This window comes from Deltaproteobacteria bacterium, assembly GCA_022340465.1.
In the GTDB taxonomy this organism is placed as follows: domain Bacteria; phylum Desulfobacterota; class Desulfobacteria; order Desulfobacterales; family B30-G6; genus JAJDNW01.
In genome coordinates this window covers 21,141-37,339 of the sequence record JAJDNW010000081.1, presented here as the reverse complement: position 1 = coordinate 37,339, position 16,199 = coordinate 21,141, and the positions used below count along the sequence as shown (strand labels likewise).

General features: G+C 54.2%; 18 protein-coding genes. 15 read left to right on the top strand and 3 right to left on the bottom strand.

From position 1 onward, the window contains the following. The 8 genes from LJE94_12420 to LJE94_12385 all read left to right on the top strand — a co-directional run. Positions 1–407 (top strand): hypothetical protein (locus tag LJE94_12420; GenBank protein ID MCG6910915.1); only part of this gene is annotated, 407 nt, incomplete at its 5' end. A gap of 172 nt (positions 408–579) precedes the next feature. Beyond that, positions 580–2,094 carry a long-chain fatty acid--CoA ligase gene (locus LJE94_12415; protein ID MCG6910914.1) on the top strand — a complete coding sequence of 505 codons (1,515 nt, stop codon included), beginning with the start codon at positions 580–582 and terminating at the stop codon, positions 2,092–2,094. Between the two features lie 2 nt (positions 2,095–2,096). Then, a complete protein-coding gene (locus LJE94_12410) occupies positions 2,097–3,086 on the top strand; it encodes a hypothetical protein (GenBank protein ID MCG6910913.1) in 990 nt (329 codons plus the stop codon). Positions 3,087–3,167: 81 nt separating this feature from the next. Continuing rightward, complete coding sequence (locus tag LJE94_12405) at positions 3,168–3,953, top strand: alpha/beta hydrolase (GenBank protein ID MCG6910912.1); 786 nt, start codon at positions 3,168–3,170, stop codon at positions 3,951–3,953. Positions 3,954–4,105: 152 nt separating this feature from the next. Continuing rightward, entirely contained in the window at positions 4,106–4,957 is an 852-nt protein-coding gene (locus LJE94_12400) for an alpha/beta hydrolase (GenBank protein ID MCG6910911.1), read from the top strand. Between the two features lie 239 nt (positions 4,958–5,196). Continuing rightward, entirely contained in the window at positions 5,197–5,397 is a 201-nt protein-coding gene (locus LJE94_12395) for a cold-shock protein (GenBank protein ID MCG6910910.1), read from the top strand. Between the two features lie 536 nt (positions 5,398–5,933). Beyond that, positions 5,934–7,598: an amidohydrolase family protein gene (locus tag LJE94_12390; protein MCG6910909.1), complete on the top strand. Its 1,665-nt coding sequence runs from the start codon at positions 5,934–5,936 to the stop codon at positions 7,596–7,598. Between the two features lie 43 nt (positions 7,599–7,641). After that, positions 7,642–9,060 carry a sigma-54 dependent transcriptional regulator gene (locus LJE94_12385; protein ID MCG6910908.1) on the top strand — a complete coding sequence of 473 codons (1,419 nt, stop codon included), beginning with the start codon at positions 7,642–7,644 and terminating at the stop codon, positions 9,058–9,060. 44 nt (positions 9,061–9,104) lie between these two features. On the opposite strand, the gene LJE94_12380 is transcribed toward LJE94_12385, so the two are convergent. Beyond that, entirely contained in the window at positions 9,105–10,025 is a 921-nt protein-coding gene (locus LJE94_12380) for a YitT family protein (GenBank protein ID MCG6910907.1), read from the bottom strand. 90 nt (positions 10,026–10,115) lie between these two features. On the opposite strand from LJE94_12380, the gene LJE94_12375 reads away from it, so the two are divergent. The 6 genes from LJE94_12375 (at position 10,116) to LJE94_12350 (ending at position 12,030) form a co-directional block, all read left to right on the top strand. Then, positions 10,116–10,349 (top strand): hypothetical protein, encoded by a 234-nt coding sequence (locus LJE94_12375; GenBank protein MCG6910906.1) that lies wholly within the window; start codon positions 10,116–10,118, stop codon positions 10,347–10,349. Between the two features lie 236 nt (positions 10,350–10,585). Further along, positions 10,586–10,732: a hypothetical protein gene (locus LJE94_12370; GenBank protein MCG6910905.1), complete on the top strand. Its 147-nt coding sequence runs from the start codon at positions 10,586–10,588 to the stop codon at positions 10,730–10,732. A gap of 38 nt (positions 10,733–10,770) precedes the next feature. Beyond that, positions 10,771–11,130 (top strand): RNA polymerase-binding protein DksA, encoded by a 360-nt coding sequence (dksA, locus tag LJE94_12365; GenBank protein ID MCG6910904.1) that lies wholly within the window; start codon positions 10,771–10,773, stop codon positions 11,128–11,130. Positions 11,131–11,259: 129 nt separating this feature from the next. Further along, positions 11,260–11,445: a hypothetical protein gene (locus LJE94_12360; protein MCG6910903.1), complete on the top strand. Its 186-nt coding sequence runs from the start codon at positions 11,260–11,262 to the stop codon at positions 11,443–11,445. A gap of 43 nt (positions 11,446–11,488) precedes the next feature. After that, a complete protein-coding gene (locus tag LJE94_12355) occupies positions 11,489–11,764 on the top strand; it encodes an HU family DNA-binding protein (protein MCG6910902.1) in 276 nt (91 codons plus the stop codon). Continuing rightward, positions 11,761–12,030: a hypothetical protein gene (locus tag LJE94_12350; protein ID MCG6910901.1), complete on the top strand. Its 270-nt coding sequence runs from the start codon at positions 11,761–11,763 to the stop codon at positions 12,028–12,030. Before LJE94_12355 ends, LJE94_12350 begins: the two co-directional genes overlap by 4 nt. A 156-nt stretch (positions 12,031–12,186) precedes the next feature. Here the strand turns inward: LJE94_12350 and LJE94_12345 are convergent, their stop codons facing one another. Beyond that, on the bottom strand, positions 12,187–12,726 hold the full coding sequence (locus LJE94_12345; GenBank protein MCG6910900.1) for a hypothetical protein: 540 nt from the start codon (positions 12,724–12,726) through the stop codon (positions 12,187–12,189). 553 nt (positions 12,727–13,279) lie between these two features. Between LJE94_12345 and LJE94_12340 the strand changes: the two genes are divergently transcribed. Further along, positions 13,280–15,241 carry an acetoacetate--CoA ligase gene (locus LJE94_12340; GenBank protein ID MCG6910899.1) on the top strand — a complete coding sequence of 654 codons (1,962 nt, stop codon included), beginning with the start codon at positions 13,280–13,282 and terminating at the stop codon, positions 15,239–15,241. A 70-nt stretch (positions 15,242–15,311) separates the two neighbouring features. On the opposite strand, the gene LJE94_12335 is transcribed toward LJE94_12340, so the two are convergent. After that, positions 15,312–16,049, bottom strand: coding sequence for a metallophosphatase family protein (locus LJE94_12335; GenBank protein MCG6910898.1), 738 nt, complete (start codon positions 16,047–16,049; stop codon positions 15,312–15,314). Positions 16,050–16,199 lie beyond the last annotated feature (150 nt).

The window sequence follows — 16,199 nt, the reverse complement described above, 5'->3', positions numbered from 1 at the left end:
CCCCCATGACCGTACAGGGCCTCGAGGAAGGGCGCCAGTACCTGGACGTGGTAGACCCCGTGGGTATGAAAGAGCGGCTGGAACGCCTGAGCCTCTCCAACTGGCTGCTTTGCATCGACCGCGTGCTCGAAAAGTGCGGCTACGAACGCAGCGACGTGGACTACCTGGCCACGCTCCTGGTAAAAAAAAGCGCTCACGACTACCTGGTGGGCCAGCTGGGCATAGATCCGGAGCAGACGCGCTATCTGGAAGAGTTCGGCCATCACGGTCAAAACGACCAGATCCTCTCGCTGGAACTGGCTTTGGAGGAGAACCGTATCAAAGACGGCGACCTGGTGCTGATGATATCCGCCGGCATCGGCTATGCCTGGAATGCAACGGCCTTGAGGTGGGGTAGAACAGAATAGGACCCAAGGGGTCAAGGGTTCCAGGGGCCGCGTGAAAAAAGGGTCATCGCTCATAGCTGATAGCATGCCATGAGCTATGGCCTGTCAGCTACGGGCTGATTTCTATTTCACTGCTGTTTTACGTATGAAAAGAAGTTCCAAAATGACTGCACAATAAAATTAGGAGCCTTTTATGATCTACGGAAACATGATCGGCCGCTGGGCCAAGGCCTCTCCCGAAAAGGAGGCCCTCTTCGATGCCATTGAAAACCGCAGATACACCTACGGGCAACTCGCCCGTGAAATCGATAAAATGGGCCACTTTTTAAAAGAGGACCTCGGTATTCAAAAAGGTGACCGCGTGGCCTGCCTGGCCTTGAACCGGGCCGAGTACATCGTGCTCTTTTTCGGGCTGGGTCGCCTGGGAGCGATCCTCGTGCCCCTGAATTTCCGCCTGGCCAAAGACGAATTCATCTACTTCCTGGAAGATGCCGCCCCCAAGGCCATCTTCTTCGACCGGGATCACCAGGCCGTCGTCGACCGCCTGAAAGCGAACGTCCGCCTGCCCCACTACGTCTGTTTCGACAACGACGACAGCGTGGGAACGGCCCTGCCGTCCCTCTGGGACCGGACAGCCGCCAATCAACTGCCGCAGGTTTCGATTCAGCCCGAAGACCCGCAGCTGATCATCTACACCTCCGGTACAACCGGTGTCCCCAAGGGGGTTCTGCTGACCCACGGCATGCTAACCTGGAATGCCGTCAACACCGTTTTGGGGTGGGACATGCGTTCCAGCGACCGGACGATTCTGCATGCCGCCATGTTTTACACGGCCGGCTGGAATGTCTTCACCCTGCCGCTGTTCAGCTGCAGGGGCAGCAACATCCTGATCCGCAGTTTTGAGCCGGACCTGATTCTGGATCTCATCGACCGCGAAAAGGTCACCGTCTTTTTCGGTGTACCCACCATGTACCAGATGATGATCGACTCCCCGCGGTTTGCCGAAACGTCTTTCGAAAACATGCGCTTCGCGGTTTCGGGCGGCGCCCCCATGAGCAGGGATATCTTCGACATTTTCAAACTACAAAAAAACATCAGAATATGGGAGGGGTATGGCCTGACCGAGGTGGGCCCCAACAACTTCATGGCCAATGGAAAACTGGGCACCATCGGGCATCCCATGCCCTTTGTGGACGTCAGGCTCGTTGACGAAGACGGAAGCGATGTCTCCCCCGGCGAAGAGGGTGAGATCCTGTTGCGCGGTCCCAATGTCTGCGCCGGCTACCTGAACAAACCCGAAGCCACCGCCGAAGCCATACCGGATGGCTGGTTCCACACGGGCGATCTCGGACGGGTCGATGCGGACGGGCACATGGCCATAGCCGGACGCTTGAAAGACATGTTCATCTCCGGCGGCGCCAACATCTACCCCGCCGAAATCGAGCGCGTCATCGAAGCCCACCCCGCCGTTGCCGGGGCCGCGGTCATCGGCGTGCCTGACGAGCGCTGGGGCGAGGTAGGCAAGGCCCTTGTCGAACTGAAACCCGGAAACTCCCTTACGCTGGATGAACTGCTCGACTACCTGAAAGACCGCGTTGGAAAGTTCAAAATGCCCAAGTACCTCGAGGTGCTGGACGAACTTCCCCGCACCCCCGCTTCCGGAAAAATACAAAAATTTCTCCTCAAGAAAAAATACGGTGAGGTATAGCCATGACCGTTGGAATCGTCAGTTACGGGCTCTATTTGCCCGAAGATATCGAAAGCGCCGAACAAATAGCGGCACGTTACCGTTTGACGGTGGAGGAGCTGCGTGCGTTGGGCATAAAACAGCGTTATCTGCCATCGGACAAGGATCAACCGGTTGTCATGGCGGAAAAAGCCGCGCAAAAAGCCTTCGCGTCTGCCGGCGATGTGGATCCCATGGATGTGGATGTGGTCATCTGGACCGGAGAGGAATACAAGGACTACATCGCCCAGACCCCCTCCATCCGCCTCCAGGAGGAGACCGGCTGTAAAAACGCCTGGGCCTTTGACCTTGTGGGTCAAAGCGTCACCCTGATTCAGGGGATAAAGCTTGCCCGTGACCTGATCACCGGTGACGAAGGCATCCGAACCGTGCTTTTGGCCGGCGGCACGCGCAACATCGACCTGGTCACGAGCGACAACCCGGGCACCCGCTTTCTGCTCCCCTGTTCAGCCTCCGGCGGCGCCCTGATCCTCCGCCGGGGACACGGCCGCAATACCCTGATCGACACGGCTTTCCTGGTTCACCCTGAAATGGCCGACGAGGTTTACGTGCCCGGGGGGGGGACCGAAATTCCTTTCAGCCGTGAGAACCTGAACACGGACATCATGTTTTTTCAGAACCGGCATCCCGAAAAAGTTGCCGACTATCTTAGACGAAAATGGGCGGCAACCCTTTGCGAGACAGTGGGAAGGCTGCAAAACACACCCGAGATCGGTTATCTTGCCCTGCGGCACCTGTCCCCGGCCGACCGGGAAAAGGTCCTCGGGACTCTCGAGCTTGCGCCGCACCAGTCCGCGGACCTCGAAAGCTTCGGCCATCACGGCACCAACGACCCGCTCATTTCTCTGGACCTGGGCCTCGAGCGCAAGGCCGTACAAAACGGCACGGTCGTGGCCATGCTCAACGGCGGCATCGGTTTCACCTATGCCGCCGCGTCCATACGGTGGGGATAAAAGCGTGTGCCACGCTTTGATTTAACGCGGCTTCGCCGCTATGAAAAAATCTGAACATTGCCATTGGGAGAAAGATTATCCATGTACTTAGAAGATCCCGGCATCTACTATGAGGTCCACGGCCAGGGAAAGCCTCTGGTGCTTTTGAACGGCATCATGATGAGCACGCCCAGTTGGGTAGACCACATCCAAAGACTGCAGGACCGCTTTCAACTGATCCTGTACGATATGCGCGACCAGGGGCAGTCGGCACGGCTCGCTGCGGGCTACGACAACCACATACACGTGGAGGATTTAAAAAAACTCCTCGCCCATCTAAAAATCGACAGGGCCGACCTTTGGGGCGTTTCCTACGGCGGCCAGGTTGCGCTCCTTTTCGCCCTGGCCCATCCAGAAAACGTGGACCGCCTGGTACTGTCGAACACCTCGGCCCACATCGATCAATACCTCCTGTCCATGGGCGAGATGTGGAAATGCGCTGCGCGACTCTATGACGGAGAGGCTTTTTTCGATCTGGCCCTGATTCCCATTTATTCACGAACCTTTTACAACAACCACTACGACTGGCTGGCAAACCGCCGTCGGCTGTTCAAGGACAATCTGACCCGGGCGTGGTTCGACGGTTTTATCCGTCTGGCAAGCTCCAACCACGACTACGATATCAGAAACCGGCTCGCTGAAATCAACCACCCGACCCTTTTAATGGCCGCCGAGGAGGACATCATCACCCCTTACGCACAGATGGCCGCCATGCACCGGCAGATGGGCAATTCCCAGCTGGTCTGCATCCCCCGCACCGGGCACGCCGCCTTTCTGGAACAGATCGACACGGTGTGTACACTGATCAAAGGTTTTCTCCTTATTTAGTACCTATTTGGGGAGTTTTAGATTAGAACCCTCGTCATCCCTGCGAAGACAGGAATGACGAAAAAAGCAACCAGAAGGTGCAAGTATTTGGTATTTGGTCATTTGAAATTGTTTAGAATGTAGATGTTCGATATTGGGATTGGAGTCAACACATGCAAAAACCGACCATGTTCAAGGCCAAAGGCGACAACATCGACCTGCAACTGGCTCAGTGGGGCAGCGGGAGGAAAACCCTGCTCTGCATTCACGGGCTGACCGCCAACTGCCGCTGCTGGGACCGCCTGATCCCCGCCCTTTCAGGGAGCCATCGCGTTTTAGGCCTTGACTTGCGGGGCCGGGGCCTTTCCGGCAAACCGGCCGAGGGCTATTCACTGGGCCATCATGTCAAAGACCTGCGGGCCTTGTTGCAGGATCTGGAGCTGCAGCGCGTCACCCTGCTGGGCCACTCACTCGGCGCCTACATTGCGGTCGCCTTCGCGGCCTGCTACCCGGACATGGTGGAGAGACTCATCCTGCTGGATGGCGGCGGCCAGTTGTCACAGAAGCGCTGGGACAGCATCGAAACGGTCATCAAACCTTCCCTGGAGCGTCTGAAGAACGTTTTCCCCTCCTTCGAAGCCTACACACAGCCCCTGAAGGAGGCTCCCATCTTTCAACCCTGGACGGAATTTCACGAAACGTATTTTCAGCACGACGTCAGGAAGGTCGACCAGGGGGTCCGTTCGCGCATCGACCCGGCGATCATCCAGCAGGAAATTGCCGATATCCGGAAAAAGGATGTCAGCGTTCACTACCGTGACATTGCCTGCGACGTTCTCATCCTGAGGGCCACCCGGGGATTTCTCGGCCAGCAGGATCTCCTGCTCCCCCTGCATACCGTAGAAACCATGCTGCAGTCGATCCTCAATGCAAGGGAGCTGGCTGTCGCCGACACCAATCACTTCAGCATCCTCTTCGACCGGCACACCGATCGCGATCTTGCCATTAGGGATTTCCTGAAGTGATCCTCATAGTTGAGGCGATCCCTCTTCCCGACCGCTCGGACAAACCATCTATTTTGAATACGGAATTAATCAATAATTAAACAGTATTGTAATCCGGTCTGGTTTTTGAATAAATAAGCTGTCGTGTTGTTTAAACCTAATTTGAGGGTGAAAATGCACCCTTTTCTGTTCAGCTGAATCGAACACCCGCGGGAGCTCCCGTTTCCGAGCCCCGGTCAGACCGGAAGGAGGTTGAGAGGTTGGCACAAGGTATCGTAAAATGGTTCAGTGATAAAAAAGGTTACGGATTCATTGAGAATGACGAAGGCGGCGACGTATTCGTCCACTTTTCGGAGATCCAGAAGGAGGGTTTCAAGTCCCTCTCGGAAGGCGACCGTGTCTCTTTCGAGTTAGAGCAGGGACAGAGGGGTCCCAAGGCAACAGGCGTACAGGAACTGTAAGCCCCGATCCTTAACCTCAGCCTTGCAGGCAGCCCACCTACAAGTCGTGCATTTCCCGGCAGCGCCCGCAATTAGCCCGGAGGAGGCGCCCATCGATCCGGGCGGCACGAAATAGCTACCGGTACGCCCTTTTCATAACCCCTTTCAGGGCATTGGTAGGTGTCCGGTCCGTAGGGCCCGTTACCGGCTTTGCCCAGGAAGGGGCTTGTTCATTGTGTTTGTTGTGTTCATTGAGTTATCGACAAACGCAGGCAACCTGATGCCCCCCCAACCCTATAAACTCAAATAACCCAATTGACCCAAGCAACCCATATAACCCACTAACCCGCTAACCCGACACGCCTTCCCTACACCATCACCCGAACCTGCCGGCGGTTTTCACCAAAATGTAGGTTTCAGTTGAACAATCGGTCGGAAACATATATCTTTCATCTTCGAAAATATTTTCACCTGGCTTAGACGGCAATACACCAAGCTGTGAAGGAGGCCGGCAACGGCTCAGGTACATTTTGCCACTGCAGTGAAGGAGTTGAAAGGTGTCAACGAAAACGACCGTTTTCACGGCCAGAAAAATTATCACCATGCTGCCCGAACAGCCCGTTGCCGATGCGGTTGCCGTAAAGGAGGGGCGCATCCTGTCCGTAGGAAGCAAAGCGGCGGTAATCGCCAATCTCGAGAAGTCGCCCTTTTCTTCCTACGATGTGGACACCACTTTCGAAGGCAACGTTTTGATGCCGGGCATTGTAGACGCCCATACCCATGTGGAGATGCAGGCTTTGATCTACAGCGGTCATTTCGTTGCCCAGATCCCGTGGCCGAAGCCCGAGGGCGGCTTCCATCCGGTCTATGCCCGGAAAAAGGACGTCATCGACCGCCTGAAGAAACTGGACAGTGAACTGCCGCCCGGAGAACCGCTGTACGCCGTCGCCTACGACGAGAACAAGGTTGGCAGCCTGCACATCGATGAACTGGACCGGGTTTCCGCAACGCGGCCTATCATTGTTTCCAATCTTGTATTCCACCGGTTCTGGGTTAACAGCGCCCTGTTGGAAAAGGCGGGTGTTCTGAAGGGGCAGCTGCCGCCCGGTGTAGCGGCGGATGAAAACGGCAAACCCAACGGAACCCTGATCGAAGCCACGGGTATAATGGCGGTTCTGCCGGCACTGCCTGACCTGGTAAACATTACCGCTGAGAAGATAAAAGAAATCCTGCCGCTTTTTACCAAGAGCGGGTGCACCACGGCCTGCGAGGCGGCCCTGGGCGCCTTAGGATACCGGCAGTCCTGCGACCGGTTTCAAATGCTGCTGTCCGCACCCGAAAACCATCTGAGGATCGTGGGGCTGCCGTGGGCTAAAACAGGCGTGGCAGAAGCCGGATCCATAGAGGCGTTCGCCGCAATCGTCAAGGAGGATGCCGCAACGGCAAAGGATCCCTTTTGCATCGGCCCGGTAAAGCTCTATACCGACGGATCCATTATATCGAGGACATCACCCGTGGGATGGCCGGGATACTGGGATGGAACGCCGGAAGGCGATATGGAAAACGACCCCGCGGAAGTCCGCGAGTGGCTCATCCGTTGCCACGAAGCCGGCCTTTCGACCATCACGCACGCCAACAGCCGGCCCGGATGCCAGATTGTCCTGGATGCCGTGAAAACGGCCCAGGCCCTCAAATGCCGCCCGGACATGCGCCACAGAATAGACCACGCCTACAATATAACCTCATCCCAGTTGAGACAGGCCAGGGCGCTCGGTGTAGCCGTCCAGTTCTTCACCCCTCAGATATACTATTACGGAGACTCGCACCTTCAGTTACAAGGCATGGACCGTAGCCGCCACATGGCCCCCACAGGTACGGCCAAACGCCTGGGCGTTTCCTGGGGGTTTCACAATGACCCTCCGGGAACACCGCAGCTGCCCTGGGTCGGGGCATGGGCCACCGTCCATCGTACTACCATGGATACCGGGACCGTGCTGGGGTCGGAGCACCGTGTAACCGTAAAGGATGTTTTGCAGGCCATGACCATCGAGGCGGCCTACCAACTTCACCTGGACCACATGATCGGGAGTATCGAGTTCGGCAAAAGGGCGGATTTTTGTGTGCTCGAAGCCGATCCTTTTGAAATCGACCCCATGGAACTGAAGGACATGCCCGTGTGGGGAACCGTTTTTGCCGGCGCGCCACATAAGGCCGGTGCATGAAATTCAGGGAGCTACTCAATCAACATAATCACAGGTGCAACTCATGAAATCCATTCTGGTCGCCACCAAATTCCGGGATGCATTGCAAAGCATCACTCAGTGCCTCGATGAGCAATACATAATTGAACATGTGGATTCCAGGGAAAGGGCCCTGCATTCAATACGCGAAAAGCGACACAGCCTCTTTTTCTCTGACACTGATATTTTATTGGGCAAGGCCCGTGAAAATAACTACAAGGAGATACTCAAACCTATCTGGCGTTTGAACCCCTACCTTGAAATAATTCTGCTAACCACTCAGACCGATTTGAGAAGAGCGGTCATGCTGGTGAAGGCCGGGGCCAGAAATTACCTGACCCATCCGGTCAGCAAGGAGGAGGTGAATCTGATATCGGACCAGATAGTCGACTCGATCATGAAGGAATCGGAACTGGATTATCTGAGAGACAAATTCTGGCAGGTGGATTCACTGAAGCTCATCCAAACAAACAACCCGAGAATGAAAAGGGTTTTCGAACAGATCCGCTCTGTATCCCCCACCAAGAGCACGGTTCTCCTGACCGGAGAGACCGGTACGGGAAAGAGCCTGATGGCAAAACTGATTCATCAGCACAGCAATCGGCGTGACAACCAGTTGATCAGCGTCCACTGCGGCGCGATTCCCGACACCCTGATCGAAAGCGAACTTTTCGGGCATGAAAAAGGCGCCTTTACCGGCGCCGTAAAACGGAAAATGGGCAAGTTCGAGATTGCCAACGGCGGCACCATATTCCTGGACGAATTAGGGACGATCACCCCTTCGGTTCAGATCAAGCTGCTGCAAATTTTACAGGATGGCACCTTTCAGCGACTGGGCGGCGAAGAAATCCTTACCGCCAACGTCCGCGTCATAGCGGCAACCAACTCAAACCTGAAAGCCATGTGTGCCGCAGGCGAATTCAGAAGGGACCTGTTCTATCGCCTGAACGTGTTCCCCATTGAAATACCGCCCCTGAGTGAACGCCTTGAAGATATCGAAAAGATCAGCGGCATCATTCTAGACCGGTTGAACCGTTTTGAATCCAAAGACATTCACGATTTCGATCAGCGCGTCCTGGAGGCTTTCAAAGCCTACAGCTGGCCCGGCAATATCCGGGAACTCGAGAACCTCATCGAAAGGGCTTATATTCTCGAATCCTCTTCACTGCTCACTCCCGAAAGCTTTCCCGCAGAGATCCTGTCTCAAGAGCCGGGCACCATGACCTTGAAAGCCGACGCCAGGAAAACCCTCGCCGAGGTGCGCCGCAGCGCCATCGAGGATATCGAGCGCAGCTACATCAAAGAGTTGCTATCACGAAACAAGGGAAAAATTAATACGTCGGCTGCCGAAGCAGGCATCAGCACCCGCCAACTGAACAAACTGATGAACCGCTACGATATCTGTAAAGAGGAATTCAAGAAATTTCACCCCGACGGTCATTGATTGCACCGCAACCGCAAACGGCTTTGCCGATAACGTAGTTGAGGTTACCAGTGGGGCTGGTTGCCGATTCTGTTTCCCATCACCTCCAGGGTGTCGTTGACAACCAGGAATGCTTGCGGGTCGATAGCGTAAAGGATTTTCTTGATTCTGGGAAGCTCCTGAAAGGTGACAACGGAAAACAGCATTTTAATTTCCTGCCCGGTGAATCCGCCCCTTGCTTCCAGAATGGTCACCCCCCGCTGTATGGTGTTCAAAATTTCCTCCTGAATACGCTGCCACTTGCTGCTGACTATGTACACGGCCTTGCGTTGGCTGAAACCATAGACCACGATATTCAACACCTTGGTCGAAACGTAAAGAAAACCGAGCGTATACAGCGCACTGTCCACGGAAAAAAAATAAGCGCAGAATCCCAGAATGACAATGTTCAACGTAAGCACACTGGAACCTAGACGGACGGAGTATCTTTTCAACAAAATAATCGAAAGGATATCCATTCCACCGGCGGACCCGAGCGAACGCAGGATGAGCCCGGACCCGGCGCCGGAAATGATGCCCGCCAAAATGGCGGCCAGCATTTTTTCCTGCATTGGTATCGGAAAGTAAATCCACCTGACGGCTGCTGAAAAAATGACCATTCCCGCGCAACTGTACAGGAAGAACCGCTTCCCCACGTACCGCCATCCCAGGAGAAAGACAGGTATATTCAAGAGGAAGTACAATCCGGCCACGTTCAGGCCGGAGAAAAAATGATGAACGATCAACACCACACCGACAAACCCGCCGCTTTGAAACCCGAAGGGGATCAAAATCCCGTTGACCGTTGCGGCACACAGAATGCTGCCCACCGTAATCAGCATCAGGTTTGAGCAGATTTCCAACAGTTTAGCCATGGCCACATGCCTGAATATGCCTGACAAACGCCTAAATGCGTAAGCCCTGCCGATTTCCTGTTTCTGGATCATTGCAATTGCCCTCGTCGTATGCCTTCGTCGTATCATCTGATATTCAAGCTCCCCGTTGCAAGCAGCGGAAAATGCGCCCGCGGTAACCGTTTGAAATTGAAAAAAACCGCAACACAAAAGCAAAAGCCGTGCCGCAATCACCTTTACAAAGAAAAAGGGTTATGCAGTGAAGTATCCCCCCCTTTAATGAAGGCAGATCGCGATCCAGTGGCACAGATTTTGCTCGATATTTTAGGGAAATGGGGCACGGAAACAGAGGAAAAACGGTTGAAAAGCGGCGCTGCTGCCGTGTATGGCCTGCGCGAGCAACCGGAATCGGAATAAAAAGACGAAGCGGACAGAATTTTATTCGATAAACCTATCGGACAAGAGGTGCAATGCCTCCAGATTGAAGGTGTCAAACCGGAACTCGTCATTCCGGAAATGGTTTTTTCAGAATCAAAAGTTCTTGTCCATGGCATCAACAAAGAGCCGGTGACCGGCGACGACCGTCAGATGGTGCCGTGTGCGGGGAAAAGTATTACCGGAAAAAGAAAGGCAGGTTATAACCGGAGGTACGTATGAAAGAATCGGACAAATTGTATTTCATGAAGTATTCGGTAGATCCGGATGACGAAACCCTACTGGCAGACATTTTTACGGAAGAATTCATTTGCTATGAAAACGATCGGGAATTCGGGGAAGACGACCTGGGACCAATGGAATAGCCGAGGAATGGCGTAGTGCGGGGAAAAGGTTTTGGCCGATGGAACAAGAACAGCTGGACTACTTTCGTGCTCTTTTGACCGACTGGTTGGATGATCTGCTGCGGCATGCGGATGAAACGGTGGTTACCATGAGGAGGCCCGAGATTCTGCCGGACCCGCTTGACCGGGCTTCATTTGATTCGGAACGCACCTTTCAACTCCGTATCCGCGATCGTGAAAGCACCTTGATAAAGAAGATCAAGAATTCACTGCTGGACATCGAAAACGGAACTTATGGCATCTGCCGGAACTGTGGGGAGAGAATTTCGCTGAAGCGCCTGGAGGCCCGCCCGGTTGCCGAGCACTGCATTCTTTGCAAGACGGCCATGGAAAAACGGGAAAGACTTTCCGGAACCTGACAAAATCCTAAATTGAACGATTTTCAGGTCTTGCTCGTCTGCGGCGGCGTTGCACCAAATGCAGGAAAAATATGTTTATGTCGATCATTCGCAAAATTTGAAACGCTCAACGTAGGAAGGAGAAAAAGCATGGAGACCATGCCAGGTGAATCCATGGGAATCGAGCCTGAAGACGAATACCCGGCCTACGACCTCAAGGCGGAAATAGAATGCATCTGCCCCAAATGCAGAAAGAGGCACACCATGCAGCTGCATTGGACCGGAGACTTTACGCCGCGAAAATATTGCAGGCAGTGCAGAAGCCAGGTGGATTGAGGCTGCCTGTAAAATAGTAGTGCACTGAAAGGAGAAAAAGTTAATGAAAAAAGCAGACCTGATCGATGAAATTGCCAAGGTACTTAAAACCAAAAAAGAGGCGCGCGATGCCCTTGAAAGCATCCTTGGCAATATTACCAGATCACTGAAGAAGAAAGAGGATGTCTCCCTGACAGGCTTCGGAACCTTCAAAGCTGTCAAGCGCCCGGCGAGGAAAGGGCGCAATCCCTATACCGGTGAACCGATAAAAATAAAGGCATCGACGCGTGTAAAGTTCGTTCCGGGAAAATCCACCAAGGATGCGATAAACAGCCAATGAAAAATAAACCTAAAAAAAGCGGAAGCTCTAAACTGCGAGGCATCGTTTTACCGAATCAATGGGATATTGACGGCAAGATAAAACGCATTGCCCTCAATACGCACGATGAAAAGGAATACATTATTGATTTCAGCGGCAAGGGCAAAGACCTGCTCAACCATCTGCAGCAAATGATCGAGGTTGACGGAAAAATTCTGACAAGAGTCGGCGGGGGCCGATACATCAAGGTGAGTGATTATACCGTACTGGAAGCATCAACGTCATAAATGTACGCAAAGAGGGGTTCGATTCCAGGATCCAACGGTTCAAGTGATCTGTGGTGCGCATGCTTTCAACCGGCCTCCGACTTCGACCTCTGATCTCTGATCTCCGGCTTCTGAATTCTGACTTCTGTGGTTATCCGAAGGCGGTTGCCTCGAACTTTATTCTTTGGGTTCCTCCGTCTCGTTTCCCCGATCTCCCTCCGAGGAATCGGTTGAAGCGGGATCGGTTTCTCTTTCCTCGACATCTTCTCCGGCGGTAAGGTCCTCTTTTTCGACGGCTGCCGATCCGACGAACCCATATTCGGCCTGCGGCTGGTGGTCGCCCGCCTGGTAAGCGTCGGCGCCTTTCTCGTCATAGATCATTATTCTGATGGTTCCATCGGCGCGGTATAGAATAGCGTGGTTGAAATTGCCGAGAATTCTTCTCAAGGCTTTATCCAGACCCTGGTTTACAATCCTGACGGATATGCTCACATCCGCCCAGTCTTCGTTGTACGTGAAGCGATAACCCGTAATTTGTGAGAGCTGTTGGAGGACCTTCGATAACGGTTGGTTGGTTGCCTCCAATGAAATACTTTCATCCGGCCCGCTTTCACCACCGGCGGTTGCCGCAAGCAAAAGGACAAACGCAACCAGAAAAGCGGCCCTCACCATCGAGGCGCGTCGCCGGCATATCGACTGCTTACATCTTCCTTCCATGAATCCATCCCGGTATCGCACACAATGCGAACCCAATCAGCATTTTTTCTGCACCGTAATTTGAAACGCTCAAATCAGCGGCCTCCGGTCGATCCGGTGGCTTATGAACGGAGTTAGGTGCACGTTATATGCCATGAAGGTCGAGCACAGGTTGCCGCGGGGTGATGGCGCCGCAGTGAAACGCATCCACCCTTGAAAAAAGGGGATGTCATGCCTGCGCATATAGGGGGTATATTTTTAACTTTTCATATTAAATTGAAATGTTAACCACAATGGCCCCAATTTGTATCGTGTCGATGGCCGGCCGGCAAAATGAACGTGATGATTCCCCGCCTGCAGCCGGGGTTGCCGAAGAAACGACCGGGCGCTTCCGAAAAATTTTCGGAACTGGGAGTTCCTGTAGACACGGACCCGCCCTGGTTGCCGTTCTCACTATATGGGTTTGACAGAACCGGCCATGATGCTGTAGTTTTCACCTTGAACATTCCCGGTGATTTTCACCCAAGCTTTTATCGCCACCTCTATTCTAAGAGAACTGTAAAAAGGAGGTAACATGAGCGATCCCAAAATGCTGTGGCGGCCTTCGGCGGCCTTTACCGAAAACTCCAACATGGTGCGCTTTATGAAGGAGGTCAATGAGCGCCACGCCCTTTCTCTTTCCACCTATCACCAGCTCTGGCAATGGTCCGTGGACCACATCGCCGATTTCTGGGAACTTTTCTGGGAATTTGCCGGCATTATCGCCAGTAAACCCTATGACCGGGCCGTGGACGATCCCGCCAAAATGCCGGGCGCCAAATGGTTTAGCGGGGCCGAACTGAATTTTGCCGAAAACCTGCTGCGCTTCAGGGATGATCGGACCGCTTTGATTTTTCAGGGCGAGGGTCAGGAAAAGCAGTACTATTCCTACAGCCAACTTTACGACGAGGTCAGCCGCATGGCGCAGGCCCTGAAAGCCGCAGGGGTTACCCGGGGAGACCGCGTGGCGGGATTCATGCCCAACATGCCCCAGGCCATTATCGCCATGCTGGCTGCTGTGAGTCTGGGGGCGATCTGGTCTTCATCTTCTCCCGATTTCGGCATCAAGGGCGTCCTCGACCGCTTCGGCCAGATCGAACCCAAGGTGCTGTTCACCGCCGACGGCTATTTATACAACGGTAAAGCTTTCGACAGCCTGGAGCGTGTCGGCAGCATCCTGCAGCAACTTCCCATGGTGGAAAAAGTGGTGGTGGCGGGATACACCACGGCCGAGCCGGATTTGACAAAGATCCCGAATGCGGTGTCGTGGGAAGACATTGTCGGCCCCTATTCGCCGGCTGAGATCGATTTCGTCCAGGTGCCCGCCGAGCACCCCCTTTATGTGATGTACAGCTCCGGTACGACCGGCAAGCCCAAGTGCATGGTCCAGAGTCACGTCGGCATTCTTTCCAATCAGCTCAAAGAGCATTTACTGCATTGCGACCTGCGGCGGAAGGATGTGCTGTTTTATTTCACGACCTGCGGCTGGATGATGTGGAACTGGCTGGTATGCGGTCTGGGGGTGGGAGCCACCCTGGTGCTTTACGATGGGTCCCCTTTCCACCCGGGCCCCGACGTTCTCTGGAAATTGGCCGAAGAGGTCGGCATGACCATTTTCGGGACCAGTGCGCGTTACATCGCCGCCCTAGACGAAGCGGGCTACAAGCCCGGCAGTGACTGCAATTTGGAAAAACTGCGCATGGTCTGCTCCACCGGATCCCCTCTGGCGAGTTCGGGCTTCGAATATGCCTACCGTGAAATCAAAACAGACATGCAGTTGGCTTCCATCAGCGGCGGTACCGATCTCAACGGCTGCTTTGCTTTGGGCAACCCCATGCTGCCGGTCCATGCCGGTGAACTGCAGGGGCCGGGTCTGGGGCTCAACGTGCATGCCTACAACGATGCCGGGGAGCCGGTTACCGACGAAACCGGGGAACTGGTGTGCACGAATGCATTTCCCAGCATGCCGGTCTATTTCTGGAATGACCCGGACGGTGAACGCTATCACAACGCCTACTTCACCAAATACCCGGGTGTGTGGACCCATGGCGACTTCATCAGCGTCAACAGCCGTACCCGCGGAATCACCATGTACGGACGCAGCGACGCCACCCTCAATCCGGGCGGCGTGCGCATCGGTACGGCCGATATTTACAACGCGCTGGAAAACCTGGAAGAGGTGGCTGACAGCGTGGTCGTAGGGCAGAAATGGGGGGATGATGTGCGGGTAGTGCTGTTCGTCAGCCTGGTCAAGGGCATCGATCTGGACGAAGCGCTGATCAAAAAAATCAAAATGACGATTCGATCCGCCTGCAGCCCCCGCCACGTGCCGGCCAAAGTGATCCAGGTCAATGAAATTCCCTACACCATCAACATGAAAAAAGTGGAGCTGGCCGTCCGCAACGTCATTCACGGCGAACCGGTAACCAACCGCGACGCCCTGGCGAACCCGAATTGCCTGAAAGAGTACGAAGGCATAGCGGAATTGAAAGCTTAGAATGATATGCCGATGAAAATGCGAGCGTGCTTCGGGGGGCGGGTGTCTTGCCCTCTGGATGTCCGTACCGTCAGTATCCTTTCCAGTTTTTCCGCCAGATCTCACGTGCGGGGTATGTGGGGTCCATCGGCGCGTTCAGCACCTGAGCGAGATCAGGGCCGATCCGCCGCAAATCGACATTCACGGTACCATCGCCGGAATGGACTATGGCATACTCGGCCCACGGAAGAAATCGGAGGGGTTTGTTCGGAAGTCGCTGCTCGAACGGTATCCCCACGCTTCCCGGATTAATGATCAGGATCCCCTCATGTTGGCGCAACATCTGAGCGTGGGTGTGGGCACCGGCCATGAACAAGGACCTGTGTCCGGCGAGCATTTTGTTCAGCTCCCCAGGCGGCGTCGCGGGATAGATGCTGTGTTCGTTGGACCGAGGGGAACCGTGGAAGCAAAAGATGCTTTTTCCCATATCGACGGGAATGTCTATCGTGGACTGAAACCTGCCTAAGTATTCCAGATCATCCCGTGTAAGCTGTTGGGTGCTCCAGCGAATCAAGTTCACAAACCAATCAGGGGCGCCCTCGAGCCCGTCCAAAAGGCTTGGGTCAAGCATCCACGACTCATGATTGCCCATGACGCACCGGCAGCCGATATCTCGAAGCCTTGCAATCGTTTCCCGCGGCTGAGGGCCAATGGTCGCAACATCACCCAGGCATACGATTTTATCGACGCCCCTCTTTTTTATGTCCGCCAAAACCGCCTCGAGCGCGACCAGGTTTCCATGAATGTCGGCTATAATTGCGACCCTCATAGCTTCTTCCTCAGCTGAAATCCAATAGATGCAGCGATAAACTCGCCTCATCTATCATTTGCCATGCTGTTTATGCAAGTATGGGTTGTTTACGCAACTGTGAGATTAACACATGACCGTCACTATGGTATAGAACTGAGGAAAAATAAA

What these genes read in the sequence shown, in the direction of transcription:
- LJE94_12340 (MCG6910899.1), top strand. Translation starts at nt 13,280, where the DNA reads ATGAGCGATCCCAAAATGCTGTGGCGGCCTTCGGCGGCCTTTACCGAA.
- LJE94_12345 (MCG6910900.1), bottom strand. Translation starts at nt 12,726, where the DNA reads ATGGAAGGAAGATGTAAGCAGTCGATATGCCGGCGACGCGCCTCGATG.
- LJE94_12335 (MCG6910898.1), bottom strand. Translation starts at nt 16,049, where the DNA reads ATGAGGGTCGCAATTATAGCCGACATTCATGGAAACCTGGTCGCGCTC.
- LJE94_12355 (MCG6910902.1), top strand. Translation starts at nt 11,489, where the DNA reads ATGAAAAAAGCAGACCTGATCGATGAAATTGCCAAGGTACTTAAAACC.
- dksA (MCG6910904.1), top strand. Translation starts at nt 10,771, where the DNA reads ATGGAACAAGAACAGCTGGACTACTTTCGTGCTCTTTTGACCGACTGG.
- LJE94_12380 (MCG6910907.1), bottom strand. Translation starts at nt 10,025, where the DNA reads ATGATCCAGAAACAGGAAATCGGCAGGGCTTACGCATTTAGGCGTTTG.
- LJE94_12350 (MCG6910901.1), top strand. Translation starts at nt 11,761, where the DNA reads ATGAAAAATAAACCTAAAAAAAGCGGAAGCTCTAAACTGCGAGGCATC.
- LJE94_12415 (MCG6910914.1), top strand. Translation starts at nt 580, where the DNA reads ATGATCTACGGAAACATGATCGGCCGCTGGGCCAAGGCCTCTCCCGAA.
- LJE94_12410 (MCG6910913.1), top strand. Translation starts at nt 2,097, where the DNA reads ATGACCGTTGGAATCGTCAGTTACGGGCTCTATTTGCCCGAAGATATC.
- LJE94_12400 (MCG6910911.1), top strand. Translation starts at nt 4,106, where the DNA reads ATGCAAAAACCGACCATGTTCAAGGCCAAAGGCGACAACATCGACCTG.
- LJE94_12385 (MCG6910908.1), top strand. Translation starts at nt 7,642, where the DNA reads ATGAAATCCATTCTGGTCGCCACCAAATTCCGGGATGCATTGCAAAGC.
- LJE94_12405 (MCG6910912.1), top strand. Translation starts at nt 3,168, where the DNA reads ATGTACTTAGAAGATCCCGGCATCTACTATGAGGTCCACGGCCAGGGA.
- LJE94_12360 (MCG6910903.1), top strand. Translation starts at nt 11,260, where the DNA reads ATGGAGACCATGCCAGGTGAATCCATGGGAATCGAGCCTGAAGACGAA.
- LJE94_12370 (MCG6910905.1), top strand. Translation starts at nt 10,586, where the DNA reads ATGAAAGAATCGGACAAATTGTATTTCATGAAGTATTCGGTAGATCCG.